Here is a 13094-nt window from a genome sequence, read left to right as displayed (position 1 = left end):
CTGGACGCCCGCGTAGCCGATCATCGCGGGCAGTGCGGGCGTGCCGGTGGCGAGGGCCGCCACCAGGCGGTGCGGCGGCTGGGACTCGACCTTGACCATGCGCAGATTGGGGTGGTCGACGGCGAGCCTGCCGATGGCGGCGGCGTCCAGCGAGGTGCCCGTCTGCGCCGGGGCGTACTGGAGGACGGCGGGCAGCGGGGCCACGGCGTCGAGTACGGCGGCCAGATGGCCGATGACGGATTCGCGCGACGGGCCCAGGAAGTGCGGGGGCAGCAGATTGATCGCGTCGGCGCCCGCCTCGACGGCCTCATGGGCCCTGCGTACGGCCGGGACGGTGCCGTGGTCGGGGATCGACACGATCGCGCACACCTCGTCGCGGTCACGGGTGTGTCCGAGCAGGATCGACAGCAGGCTGTGGCGTTCGTCGTCGGTGAGCTTGTGGTACTCGGACGCGAAGCCGGGAAACATCACGGACCGTACGCCGGTGGCGAGCACCCGGGTGACGACGGTGTCGAAGCCCGGCTCGTCGAGACGGCCGTCGGGGTGGAACGGCACCTGGAGGACCGGGGAGACGCCCGGCACGGCGGGCAGATCGGTGGGCATGGGACTCCCGTTCGGTGGGGAAACGGACGGTGGCGCGGGGGGTGCGGGGTACGGGCGCCCGTGGGCACTGGGGTGCGGGGTGCGGGCGCCCGTGAGCGCGTGGGCGCGGGGCCTGCGGACGAACCGTGGTCAGAAGGCGCTGCGCGGCGGGGTGTCGCCGCTCGCTCCGACCAGGAAGTCCAGGTCGACGCCCCGGTCCGCCTGGAGGACATGATCGGTGTAGAGCCGGGTCCAGCCGCGTTCGGTGTGTTCGGCCGGCGGCTTCCACTGACCGCGGCGGTAGGCGAGTTCGGCTTCGGCGACATGGAGGACGAGCGCCCGGCCGGGTGTGTCGAGTTCGATCTCGTCCCCGGTCCGCACCAGGGCGAGGGGGCCGCCCACGGCTGCCTCGGGGGCGACGTGCAGCACACAGGTCCCGTACGCGGTACCGCTCATCCGGGCGTCGGAGATACGGACCATGTCGGCGACGCCGCGCTCCAGGAGCTTTCTGGGCATGGGCAGATTGCCGACCTCGGGCATCCCCGGGTAGCCGCGCGGCCCGGCGCCGCGGACGACCAGGACGGTGTCCTCGGTGACCGGCAGATCGGGGTCGTCGGCGACGGCCGTGTACTCCTCCAGCGAGTCGAAGACGAGCGCCGGGCCCCGGTGGGTGAGCAGGTGGGGCGAGGCGGCGGACTGTTTGATCACGGCGCCGTTGGGGGCGAGCGAGCCGCGCAGTACGGCGGTGCCGGAGCCGGGCGGCTGTACGGGGTGGTCCATCGGGCGCAGCACCTCCCGGTCGTGGACGACGGCGTCCGCGCAGTTCTCGGTGAGGGTGCGGCCGGTGACGGTGACGGTGTCGGGGTGCAGATGGCCGGCGATGTCGTTGAGCAGGGCGGGCAGACCGCCCGCACCCGAGAACTCCTCCATCAGGAAGCGGCCGGACGGCATCAGATCGACCAGCAGCGGCATGGCGGCCCCGAGCCGGTCGAAGTCGTCGAGGTCGAGTTCCACCCCGACGCGCCCGGCTATCGCGAGGAGGTGGAGCACCGCGTTGGTGGAGCCGCCGATGGCCGCGTTGACCACGATCGCGTTCTCGAACGCGTGGCGGGTCATGATGTCGGAGGGCCGCAGCCCCTCCCTGGCGAGTTCGACGGCGCGGGCGCCGCTGGCCTCGGCGAGGGTGCCCCGGCGGGAGTCGACGGCGGGGAGTCCGGAGCCGCCGGGAAGCTGCATCCCGAGGGCCTCGGCCAGACAGGCCATGGTGGACGCGGTGCCCATGGTCATGCAGTGCCCGGCCGAGCGGTTGAGGCCGCTCTCGAACTCCTCGAAGTCGGCCCGGGTGATCCGCCCGGCCCGCAGTTCCTCGGTCATCCGCCAGATGTCGGTGCCGGAGCCGACCGGCTTGCCCCGGAAGGTGCCGTTGAGCATCGGGCCGCCGGTCAGCACGATCGCGGGGAGGTCGGCGCTGGCCGCGCCCATGAGCGCGGCGGGCGTGGTCTTGTCGCAGCCGGTCAGCAGGACGACCGCGTCGAGGGGGTTGGCGCGCAGGGACTCCTCGACGTCGATCGCCATCAGATTGCGGTAGAGCATGGAGGTGGGGCGCAGGAAGGGTTCGCCCAGGGACATCACCGGGAACTCCAGGGGCAGGCCGCCCGCTTGCAGCACTCCGCGCCGTACCGCGTCGCTCAGGATGCGCAGATGGCCGTTGCACGGGGTGAGTTCGGACCAGGTGTTGCAGATGCCGACGACCGGTCTGCCGTCGAAGTTGTGGCCGCCGAGGCCCGCGGCGCGCAGATGGTGCCGGGCGATGAACCCGTTCTTGTTCTGGTCGCCGAACCAGTGGGCGCTGCGCGGTTCGGGACGGGCCATAGGCTCCATCGTCCGGTACTCCTTCTCGCTTGTGCTGTGGTGCCCACCGGTGGGCCGGGGTCGTACGGGGCGGCCGGCGGCGGGCGTACGGGGCTCGCCCGGTCCGGGCCGGCGGCCCGTACCGACCGGGTCCGGGCCGGCGGCCCATGACCCCCGGCCGCCGCTCGGCGGATCCCGCAGGGCGGCCGGTCAGGGGCGCGGGCCGGGCCGCCGGTCAGGGGGCGTGGGCGGGCCGCGGGTGGCCGGTCATGGGGCGTGCAGATCCCTGGCGGTGTCGGAGAGATGGTCGGCCATCGCCGCGCCCGCCGCGTCCGGGTCGCCCGAGGCGACCGCGTCGAGGATGCGGGCGTGCGCGAGCAGGGTGGGGCCCTGGCTCCGCCCGGCCCTGGACCGGCCGTCGAAGCTGGCCCGGCGTGAGGTGAGCAGGACGCCTTCGAGGGATTCGAGTATCAGCGACAGCATCCGGTTGCCCCCGCACGCGGCGATCGCGCGGTGGAAGGCGACATCGAGGGCGACGAACCGGTCCGGGTCCTGCTGTGCGCCCGCCATCTCCTCCAGGAAGTCACGGGCCGGTTCGGCGGACGCCTCACCGGCGGCGACCCGGCGGGCCGCCTGGCGGACGAGTTCGCCCTCGATGACCCGCCGGGTCTCGACCAGGTCGTCCAGATCGAGGGACTGCTGGCGCAGCCGGAACTCCAGCGCCTGGCCGAACACCGCCGAGGAGGGCACGGTGACCCGGGCGGGGCGTCCCTGGCTGGAGATGAGGATCTCGCGGGCGACGAGGGTGCGGATGGCCTCGCGCACGGCGAGGCGGTTCACCCCGAACTGCCGGGCGAGTTCGCCTTCCGGCGGGATCTCGTCGCCGGGCCGGAGCCCCAGTGTCATGATGCGCTCGATGATCTGCTCGGCGATCTGGTCGGCCAGGGTGGCCCGCCGCACCGGGGCGGGCGAACCCGCCTCATTCCACTCCGTACCTGGACCGTTGGTCACCACGCGTCTCCCCTTGGGCCGCTTCCGATGGATGGTCGGTGGATGCCTGTCGTGCTCGGACCGTCACCGTACGACCGATGACGGTCCGTCACATCCATGGGTCGATGACGATCTTGCCGACCTCGCCGCCGTCGAGACGGTAGCCCCCTTCGGGGGAGAGCGCGTCGACGGCGTCCTGGGCGCGCTCCAGCGGCAGCCGGTGGGTGATCAGGGCACTGGCGGCGTCGCCGAGGTTCTCCACGACCCGCAGCGCGCGGCGGAACGCATCGGGGGTGTAGCCGCTGACCGCGATGAGGCGGGCGTCCCGGGAGAGCAGGTGGTGGTAGGGGTTGATGGTGGCGTCGCCGACATCGGAGAAGTGGCCGAGTTCGATGTACGTCCCGCCGTTGGCGAGGCAGGAGAGCCCTTCGGCCAGGGTGCTCGGCACCCCGGCGCACTCCATGACGACGTCGTAGCCGATACCGTGCGGTGAGGCGGCCGTGACCTGCTCGATCCGCCGGGCGCTGTCGGGTACGGCGGCGATGTCGACGACCTCGTCGGCGCCGAGGGCGCGGGCGATCTCCAGTCGGCGGGCGGGGCCGCCGACCGCGGTGATCCGGCCGGCGCCGAACGCGCGGGCCGCCGCGATGGCGAGCAGCCCGATCGTGCCGGTGCCCTGGACCAGGACCGAGTCGCCGTAGCCGAGCCCGGCCCGGGTCAGCCCCTCCACAGGGGTGGCGGCGGGTTCGGTGAGGACGCCCACCTCGGCGGGGGCCCCGGTGACAAAGACCCGGGCACGCGCCGACGTACACAGGACGTACTGGCCCCAGCCGCCGCCCGCGGGCCGCTTCCCCGGGTCCGAGAAGCCGATCACGTCCCAGTCGTCACAGGCCGGCAGCGGACCGCCGCGGCGGCAGGACGGACAGGTGCCGTCGGGTGTCGCGGGCATGACCGCGACCCGGTCGCCGACGGCCAGGGCCCGGCCGGTGACATCCGTACCGAAGTCCGGGCCAAGGCGCTCGACGGTGCCGACCAGCTCATGCCCGAGAGTGGCCGGATACCCGAAGTCGGGAATGTGGCCGCGCTGGATGTGCAGATCGGTGGCACAGACTCCGGCCAGCTCCACCCGGACGAGCAACTGGTCGTCCAGCACAGGCGGGAGAGGCTGCTCGCGGACCTCCAGCGGGGCCTCGGGTGCGGCGAGGGTGACAACACGGTTCAGGGGCATCGCAGTCATGGGAGTCATTCTTATCAGATAAGCAGCGATGCTTGGCAAGCCTCTTGAGAAGCCTCTTGGATCCGATCTACCTGGGGTTTTCACTTCCCGGGAAGTTGCGGAACGGTTAACAGTGGCGAACAAGCTCTTTTCGCCTCGCAGCTTGTCTGATAGGCATGCCCTCGTTGAAGGAAGGCACCAACCGAAGGCCGCGACCAACCGGCGCGACAACCCTCCGCGACGCAGCAACGAACCGCGACGCAGCAACCATCCGCGACGCAGCAACCACCCATCGGACGACGGGAGCCGAGAAAAGTGTTCTGGCAGAGGCGTACCGCCCTGGTCACCGGGTCGACCCGTGGCATCGGTGCCGCGACCGCCCGGCTGCTGGCCGCCGACGGCGCACAGGTCGTGGTCCACGGCCTGGAGGAGGCCGAGGGCGAGAGCCTGGTCGCCGAGCTGCGGGCGGCGGGCGGCACGGCCCACTTCGTCGCCGCCGATCTGACCGACGCCGAGGCCCCCGACCGGCTGATCGGCCGGGCGCTGGATCTCACGGGCCGGCTGGACGTCCTGGTCAACAACGCCGGGGCGAATGTCTTCGCGGGGACCGAGGCCGCCGACCCGGCGACCTGGAACCGCTGCCTCGATCTGGATCTCCGCGCGGTCTGGCTCTGCTCACGCGCGGCGGCGCGGGTGATGACCGGTCCCGCCGCCATCGTCAACGTCGCCTCGAACCACGCGTCCGCGACGCTGCCCGGTGTCTTCCCGTACAACGTGGCCAAGGCCGGGGTCATCGCCCTCACCCAGTCCCTGGCGATCGAGCTGGCGGCCCGGGACATCCGGGTGAACGCGGTCTGCCCCGGCTATATCAACACCGCCGTCAACGAGACCTACTTCGGTACGTTCCCCGATCCGGCGGCCGAGCGGGCCCGGGTCGAGGCGCTGCACCCGCTGGGCCGGATCGGCGGCCCCGGCGCCGTGGCCCGCGCGATCCGCTTCCTCGCCTCCGCCGATGAGTCCCCCTTCACCACGGGCACCAGCCTGACCGTGGACGGCGGCCGGTCGGCGCTCCTCCAGGACCCGCCCCCCGCGCGCTGAATCCCTGCGGGCCGGAACCCCCTGCGGGCCGGACCGCCGGGTGCGGGACCCGCCGGCCCCCGCCGGCCGCCACACCCTCCGCGCCCGCCCCGCGCCGTAGCACCTCGGACTCGACATGACCCTCGCCACCACCCTCGCCATCACCCCCGACACCCACCATCCGGGAGCGACCCCCATGCCGATGAAGGACGCACCATGACCGGGCCCGTACGCCCGCCGGAGCCGCCCAGCCGCCGGACCTTTCTGGCCCGGGCGGGCGCGCTCTCCCTCGCCGCGATCCCCGCCACCGGCGTCCTCGCCGCCTGCGCCCAGCCCACCGAGCTGACGGCCACCGGCCCCGGCGGCGGCAGCACCGACGCCTTCACCGCCGCCGACCTCGACTGGCGGTCCGAGGCGGGCACCACCCTGACCCTCGGTGCCCTCCAGCACCCCTGGATCACCGCGATACGCCCCCACCTCGGGCAGTTCCAGCGGCTGACCGGCATCACCGTGCGGATCCAGGTGTCGGGCGAGGAGCAGTACGTCGCCAAGATGCCCATCACCCTCGCGGGCGAGTCCGGCACCCCCGACGTCTATATGGTCTGGTCGTACGGCCAGGCCGCCGAGTCCGGGTGGCTGGAGCCCCTCGACGGCTATCTCGCCGACCGGTCGCTGACCGACGCCGGCTGGTACGACCAGGCCGACATGTTCGCCAGCGCCCGCGACTATGTGCGCCGCCCCGACGGCACCTCGCTCGGGATCGCGATCACCGCCGAGGCCCAGGTCACCTTCTACCGCCGCGATGTGATCAGCGACCCGGCCTCCCTCACGACCTTCGACGGCCTCCACGAGGCGGCCCGGCGGGCCGCGAAGTCCGGGAAGACGGCCGCGGGCATCGCGCTGCGCGGCAAGCCCACCGCCGACGCCGTCGCCTGGCCCGCCGCGGGCTATGTCTTCTCGCACGGCGGCTATCTCATCGACCCGGACGGGCGGCTCGCCCTCGACTCGCCCCAGGCCGTGGCCGGGGTCCAGCGTTACGCGGACATCGTCCGGGACGCCTGCCCCAAGGGGGTGTCCACCTGGTCCTGGCTGGAGATCACCAACGCCATGCAGCAGGGCCAGGTGGCCATGCTCCAGGACTCGTCCAACGCGTCGACCGATCTGCGGGACAAGGAGCGGAGCCGCTACCCCGAACTGATCCGGGCCGCGCCCTTCCCGAGCCACAACGGTGTCAGCAAGCCGAACATCTACCACTGGATCATGGGGATCAACCGGCGCAGCAAGCAGAAGCGGGCCGCCTGGCTGTTCCTCCAGTGGGCCACCAGCCGGCCAGGCGCCGCGCAGATCGCGTCCTCCGGCGGCACCCCGCCCCGGATCTCCGCGTGGCAGGACCCGGGCTTCCGCAAGGCTTTCGGGCCCGACGCGGCGGACGCCGCGCTGCGCACCCTGCGGGAGGCCGACAGCAAACCGGTCACGCTCGCCTGGATGAATCCCCAGTGGCCGGCCGTCGGCGATGCCTTCGCCCGCGCCGTCAACTCCGTCTTCACCTCGGACCGCAGCGCCCAGAGCGCTCTGGCCGAGGCCCGGCGAACCCTCAAGGGGGTGCTGTGACCAGCCCGCCCATCACCGGCCGCGCCGCCGTCGAGCCCGGCCGCCGCAAGGTTCCCCGCCCGGGGCGGAAACCCAGCGGCGATTCCCCCGAGGCGATACGCACCCGGCGGCTGATGCTCGTCCCGATGACGGTGCTCCTGCTCGCCCTCACCGTCTTCCCCTTCGCGTACTCGCTGTGGCTCAGCCTCACCGACACCAAGGCGAGCGGCGAAGGCGACTTCGTCGGACTGCGCAACTACACCGATCTGCTGGGCGGCGGCCAGTTCTGGTACGCCCTGTGGCTCACGCTCGTCTTCGCGGTGGCCGCGGTCGGGGTACAGCTCGTCCTCGGCTTCGCCGTGGCGCTCGGGGTCAACGGGCTCCGCCGCGAGCACCGGCTGCTGCGGGCGGCCCTGATCCTGCCGATGGCCGCCACACCGGTGGCGGTGCTCTTCGGCTGGAAGGTGCTGCTCGACCCGACCCAGGGTGTGGTCAATTATCTGCTGGGGCTGATCGGGCTGCCCCAGCCCGACTGGCTCGGCACCCCCGTCGCGGCCATGGGCACGATGGTCCTCGTCGATGTGTGGATGTGGACGCCGTTCGTCGTCGTCATCCTCCTCGGCGCGCTCAGCAGTCTGCCGACCGAGACCGTCGAGGCCGCGCACATGGACGGCGCGAACACCTTCCAGCGGCTGCGGCATGTGGTGCTGCCGCACATCAGGCCGTTTCTGATCCTGGCGGTGCTGTTCCGGGGCATCGACTCGCTCAAGGCGTTCGACAGCTTCCAGGTGCTCACGGCAGGCGGGCCCGGCGACGCCACCACCACGCTCAACATGCTGGCGTACCGCACCGGTCTGCAGTTCCTCGACTTCGGCAAGGGCGCCGCGGTGTCCACCCTGCTGCTGATCGCCGCGATCGTCTTCGGAAAGGTAGTCATGCGCTTCATGAGGCGGGAGGACCGGGCATGAGCCGCGGCCGTTCCCCGATGCAGGCGGGCCCGGTCACGGCCACGCTGCGTACGCTCGGACTGGTGGTGTTCACGCTCTGGACCCTGTTCCCGGTCTACTGGCTCGTCCAGATGAGCCTCAAGAAGCCCATCGACACCAACGCCCTGCCGCCGAAGTGGCTGTTCGAACCGGTCCTGGACGCCTATCGGCAGGCGTTCACCGACGCGCCGATGCGGTCGCTGCTGCTGAACAGCCTCCAGGTCGCGCTGCTGGCCACGGCCGTCGCGCTGGCCGTGGGGCTGCTCGCCGCCTACGCGCTGGTGCATCTGCGCACCCACCGGGCCCGCGACTACGAGTTCTGGGTGCTGTCCACCCGGATGGCACCGCCGGTCGCCGTGGCGCTGCCGTTCTATCTCGTCTACCGGCACACGAATCTGCTCGACACCATCTGGGGCCTGGCCCTGATGCATGTCGTCGTGGTGATCGGCGTGGTCACCTGGATCCTCATCGAGACCTTCAACGGTCTGCCGCGCGAACTCCTCGAAGCGGCGATGGTCGACGGCTGCTCGCACTGGGGTGCCTTCCGCCGGGTGATGGCGCCCCTCGCGGTGCCGGGTCTGGTCGGGGCCGGCGTTCTCTCGTTCCTGCTGTCGTGGAACGAGTTCTTCTTCGCCCTGATCCTCACCTCCAACCACACCACCGCCCCGGTGGGCCTGTTCAACTTCGTCGGCTTCCAGTCCGTCAATCTGGGCGCGCTGGCCGCCGCGGCGACCATTTTGCTGATCCCCGCCTTCGTGATCGTCCTGGCCTTCCAGAAGTTCCTGGTCAGGGGGTTGACGATGGGGGCGGTGAAGGGCTGACACCACGGCCTGGGCCTGATCGCCCCGGGGTGCACCCGGGGCGATCAGGGAAGGTCACCGTCGTGACGGGTCACCCGGCGGAGTCGAGCCAGGGGTAGCGGGCGGTGTCCGCGTCGCCGTAGTCGGGGTCCAGATAGATGTGCAGCCGGTGGATCAGCCCGTCGCGGATCTCGAAGACATTGCAGAACCGTCCGCCGAGCCCTTCCGTGGCACGCCAGGGTGTCCCGTCGGCGAGCACACCGTGGGTCAGCCCTTCGACGACCACCCGGTCTCCCTCGGTGATGTAGTTGAAGTAGGCCACCTCGTGCACCACCGAGCCGAACAGCACGAAAATGTCGGAGAACAGCTTCCGGACCTCTTCGATGCCGCGGGCCGGGGCGTGCTTGGGGTAGTAGACATAGGCGTCTTCGGCGAAGAGGCCGATGAAGTCGGCCCCGGCGTCCATGCGCTTGAAGTAGGTTTCCGCGACGGCCTTGCGGTCGTTGTCGGGGGTGAGGGTGCTCATCGTGTGGTTCCTTTCTGACAGGGCGTCGGCCCAGCGGGATCCGGGCCCGTCCGCCGCGCCGCGTACGGCTTCGGTACAGGGTTCCGTACGGGGGTCCCGGCACGCCGGACGAGTGGTGGAGGCTCAGGCGACCGCCCGGCGAACGCGCGCGGCGTAGGCGATCATGATGAGGGCGGTGACGAGACCGAGGGCGGCGGCTCCCGCGCCCCAGCCCGCGCCGGCGAGGTCGTCCAGTCCGAAGGCGTGGTCCAGCGACCAGCGCCCGGGTCCGGTGAACCCGACGACAGCCGCGCTCACGGCGTACACCAGCGGGAGTTCATATCCGCCGGCCGTCGCCCACAGTCCCTTGGACATGTTCACCGACGCGGCGACGAGCATCGTGCCGAAGGCGATGGCGGAGCCGAAGGCGGAGAACAGGCCGAGCGACAGCAGCAGCGCGGCGACCAGCTCGCAGACGGCGGCCAGGGCGACCAGCGCCCGGCCGGGCCTGAACCCCCACGTTTCGAAGATGGGAGCGGTGCCCTGAAGGCCGTGGCCCTTGTACCACCCGAACATTTTCTGTGCGCCGTGGCCGAAGAGCAGTCCGGCGAGGAGCAGACGCAGCAGCAGAAGGCCGATTTCCATGACGGTTCTCTCTGGAAGGGGTCAGCGGATTCAACGGGGTCGGCGGGGTCAGCGGGCTCAACTGAGAGCGAGTACCTGCCGCATGACATCGCGCAGGGTACGGACGGGGTCGTCGGTCAGGTCCGGTGACCGCCAGGCGATATGCCGGTCCGGGCGCACCAGGAGGCAGCCTCGGTCGTCGATCTCGCTGAGGCGTGCCCAGTCGCCGTACACATCGTCGTGGGCCAGTCGCGGGCCGACGGCGCGGGGCACGATCTCGACGCCCAGTTCGGCTGAGATCTTCTCGGCGGCCCGGAGCCAGGCGTCGCCGCCGATGCCGGTGATCAGGGCGAACTTCCCGCCGCCGACCAGGTCGAGGGTGGAGATCCGGCGGCCGTCGTGTTCGAGCCAGGCGTGCGGCAGGCTCGCGCCGGGGTGGGTGGTGGCGTGGTGGCACAGCTCGGGGTCGCGGTCGTAGGCGGGTTCGGGTGTGCCGTCGGGGACGACGGCGCCGGAGCGGTAGCGCTGGCCGAGTTCCACCCCGTGCGCGTTGAAGTGGTAGTCGTTCTCCTCAAGTACCTCGGCGAGCTGTCGGCGGCGCTCCCGGGCCTCCTCGCTCGGGCCGAAGAACTCGTCGAGCGCGGCCCGGCCCTCCTCGTCGCTCTGGTCGGCCCGCACCCCGAACACGGAGGGGATCCGGGCGGCCAGGCCGACGCTCTCCAGCGCCCGGTCGACGACCTGCCGGCCGACGGGGTGGCGTTCGTCGTGATAGCTGTCGAGCAGCCGCTCCCCCGCGCTGCCCCGTACCGCCAGGGCGAGCTTCCAGGCGAGGTTGTAGGAGTCCTGGACCGAGGTGTTGGAGCCGAGGCCGTTGGCCGGGGGGTGGCGGTGGGCGGCGTCACCGGCCAGGAACACCCGTCCCCTGCGGTACTCGGCGGCGAGCACATGGTTCATCTGCCACTGGCTGATGTCCTTGATCCGCACATCGACCGTGGGGTCCCCGATGGTCGCGTGCACCCGGGCGAGCATGGCCTCCTCGCTGAGGTCGATCTCCTCCACCGAGGGGTCGTAGACGACGATCAGCACCCACTCCGTCCAGGGCTTGACACAGATATACGTCCCGGCGCCGAGCCAGAAGTCCCTGCCCGGCTGGATGGTGAAGAACAGCGTCCCCGGCCGGTGCTCCCGGTATTTGGTGAGGTCGGCCTCCAGCCAGACATTGACCGCGTGGCCGAGCCCGGTCTCCCCTTCGAGGGGGAATCCGAGCTGTTCGGCGACGGTGCTGCGACCGCCGTCCGCGCCGATCGCGTACTTGGCCCTGATGGTGTACGTCTCACCCGTGTCGCGGTTGCGTACGGTGCCGTACACCGCGTGCTCGTCCTGGGTGATGTCGACCAGCTCCGTGGCGAAGCGGATGTCCGCCCCCTGCTCCAGGGCACCGTCCAGGATGATCGGCTCCAGCTGGTGCTGGCCGACATTGCTCATCCGGCAGGGGCTGGCGGCCTCGTAGTCGGCCTTGCGGTCGACTCGGGTGCCCCATGCCTTCATCCGGGCGAGTTCCCGGCCGGCGAAGCTGGTGGCCCAGACGCTGTCGCCCATCAGCTCGCCCGGTGTGGCGACCGCGCGGACGCGTTCCTCGATGCCCAGATCGCGGAACACCTCCATCGCGCGCTGGTTGGTGATGTGCGCGCGGGGGGTGTGTGCGGTGGCGGGGTACCGGGTGACGGTGATCGCCTCGACGCCGGAGCGCGCGAGGAGAGCGGCGGCGGTCAGACCGGCCGGTCCCCCGCCGACGACGAGTACATCGGTGTCAACAGTGCGCATGAGTCGGTGAGCCTCTCTGGCGGGCGGTGCCCCGGGGGACCGGGCGGGACGGAAGCCGGGGCGGTCGGGGCGGGGGCGTGCGGGGATACGGGGGCGGAGCCGCGCGGGTGGTGCGGATGGCGCTGCCGGAGCTGACGGCGCTGACTGCGCTGACTGCGTGTTCATGGGGTACGGCGGTCGGCGCGGTGGGGGTGGCGCGGATCCGGGGTGCCCGAGGAGTGCGATCAGGGGGTACGGACGCCCCGGGGGTGAGGGGGCCCGGATGGGCGGTGCGGTTGGGGGTGGCCCCGTCGGCCGGGGCACCGAGATGACAAGCGAGTCGAGCCGGTGAAGTGGCATCGGGGGTTCATCTGGATGACATATGTGTACGGCACGACATTCGGCGAGTCAATAAGGTTTCGAAAGTTATCTGAATATTCGCTACCTATCGGCGCCGACCGGCTCGGCCCGCCCCCCGGCCGCCGGGGCGGACAGACGCAGGGCGACACTGACCCGGCAGCCGTCCTCACCGACCCGGACATCCATCCGGTGGGCCAGGGCCGCCACGATCGTGGTGCCCCGGCCGTGCTCGTCGGGGTCGAAATCCGCCGCCGGGGGCTCCGGGCGGGACATCCGGTCCCCGGAGTCGGCCACGGCGATGAGCAGCATGCCGTCACCCTGGGCCATCAGCACCGTGGTGTCGGCATGGCCGTGTTCGACGGCGTTGACGGCGAGTTCACCGACGATGAGCACCGCGGAGTCCCGGTCCTCATCGGCGATCCCCCAGCGCCGGAGCAGGTCCGCGGTGAAGTGACGGGCGGTCCGCACCCACCGGCCGTGCGAGGGCAGCGCCAGCAGCGCCCGGCGACGGGTGGGCCCGGGGCAGGGCACGGCGGCCACGTGCGCGGGCACAGGCACAGGCACAGGCGCGGGCGCAGGCACAGGCGCAGGCGCGGAGATGGTTCGGGGGTCGTCGGGGCGGTGCATCATGCCCTCTCTCACAGGAGGATCGGCCGCTCACCGGGAGGATCGGCCGACGAGAGACGGGCAGCCGGCGCACGGCATCCGGC

The 13094-nt window shown here is 71.6% G+C and carries 12 protein-coding genes; 4 read left to right on the top strand and 8 right to left on the bottom strand.

Annotation, left to right across the window (positions count from 1 at the left end; all coding sequences use genetic code 11):
- The 4 genes from ACWF94_RS17275 to ACWF94_RS17260 all read right to left on the bottom strand — a co-directional run.
- A partial coding sequence (locus ACWF94_RS17275) for a dihydrodipicolinate synthase family protein (RefSeq protein WP_453488373.1) occupies window positions 1-603 on the bottom strand: 603 nt, incomplete at its 3' end.
- 129 nt (window positions 604-732) lie between these two features.
- Entirely contained in the window at window positions 733-2463 is a 1731-nt protein-coding gene (locus tag ACWF94_RS17270) for an IlvD/Edd family dehydratase (RefSeq protein ID WP_453488371.1), read from the bottom strand.
- A 237-nt stretch (window positions 2464-2700) separates the two neighbouring features.
- Window positions 2701-3444 carry a FadR/GntR family transcriptional regulator gene (locus tag ACWF94_RS17265; RefSeq protein WP_453488369.1) on the bottom strand — a complete coding sequence of 248 codons (744 nt, stop codon included), beginning with the start codon at window positions 3442-3444 and terminating at the stop codon, window positions 2701-2703.
- Between the two features lie 88 nt (window positions 3445-3532).
- Window positions 3533-4660 (bottom strand): zinc-dependent alcohol dehydrogenase, encoded by a 1128-nt coding sequence (locus tag ACWF94_RS17260; protein WP_453488367.1) that lies wholly within the window; start codon window positions 4658-4660, stop codon window positions 3533-3535.
- 294 nt (window positions 4661-4954) lie between these two features.
- Here ACWF94_RS17260 and ACWF94_RS17255 point away from each other — a divergent pair, with 294 nt between their 5' ends.
- The 4 genes from ACWF94_RS17255 to ACWF94_RS17240 all read left to right on the top strand — a co-directional run bounded on the left by ACWF94_RS17255 (window position 4955) and on the right by ACWF94_RS17240 (window position 9113).
- On the top strand, window positions 4955-5737 hold the full coding sequence (locus ACWF94_RS17255; protein WP_453488365.1) for an SDR family oxidoreductase: 783 nt from the start codon (window positions 4955-4957) through the stop codon (window positions 5735-5737).
- Between the two features lie 195 nt (window positions 5738-5932).
- Window positions 5933-7327: an extracellular solute-binding protein gene (locus ACWF94_RS17250; protein WP_453488363.1), complete on the top strand. Its 1395-nt coding sequence runs from the start codon at window positions 5933-5935 to the stop codon at window positions 7325-7327.
- Complete coding sequence (locus ACWF94_RS17245) at window positions 7324-8274, top strand: carbohydrate ABC transporter permease (RefSeq protein ID WP_453488361.1); 951 nt, start codon at window positions 7324-7326, stop codon at window positions 8272-8274. The genes ACWF94_RS17250 and ACWF94_RS17245 overlap by 4 nt, the downstream gene beginning before the upstream one ends.
- Window positions 8271-9113: a carbohydrate ABC transporter permease gene (locus ACWF94_RS17240; protein ID WP_453488359.1), complete on the top strand. Its 843-nt coding sequence runs from the start codon at window positions 8271-8273 to the stop codon at window positions 9111-9113. Before ACWF94_RS17245 ends, ACWF94_RS17240 begins: the two co-directional genes overlap by 4 nt.
- A gap of 70 nt (window positions 9114-9183) precedes the next feature.
- Here the strand turns inward: ACWF94_RS17240 and ACWF94_RS17235 are convergent, their stop codons facing one another.
- The 4 genes from ACWF94_RS17235 to ACWF94_RS17220 all read right to left on the bottom strand — a co-directional run bounded on the left by ACWF94_RS17235 (window position 9184) and on the right by ACWF94_RS17220 (window position 12936).
- Complete coding sequence (locus ACWF94_RS17235; RefSeq protein WP_453488357.1) at window positions 9184-9618, bottom strand: nuclear transport factor 2 family protein; 435 nt, start codon at window positions 9616-9618, stop codon at window positions 9184-9186.
- Window positions 9619-9741: 123 nt separating this feature from the next.
- A complete protein-coding gene (locus ACWF94_RS17230) occupies window positions 9742-10242 on the bottom strand; it encodes a DoxX family protein (RefSeq protein ID WP_453488355.1) in 501 nt (166 codons plus the stop codon).
- A gap of 57 nt (window positions 10243-10299) precedes the next feature.
- Window positions 10300-12045 carry an FAD-dependent monooxygenase gene (locus ACWF94_RS17225; RefSeq protein ID WP_453488353.1) on the bottom strand — a complete coding sequence of 582 codons (1746 nt, stop codon included), beginning with the start codon at window positions 12043-12045 and terminating at the stop codon, window positions 10300-10302.
- Between the two features lie 420 nt (window positions 12046-12465).
- Entirely contained in the window at window positions 12466-12936 is a 471-nt protein-coding gene (locus ACWF94_RS17220) for an ATP-binding protein (RefSeq protein ID WP_453488351.1), read from the bottom strand.
- Between the last annotated feature and the right edge of the window lie 158 nt (window positions 12937-13094).

Source organism: Streptomyces sp. NPDC055078, assembly GCF_053607985.1.
Note: the sequence above shows the minus strand (reverse complement) of the source record. Positions and strands in the feature narration are given on the sequence as shown.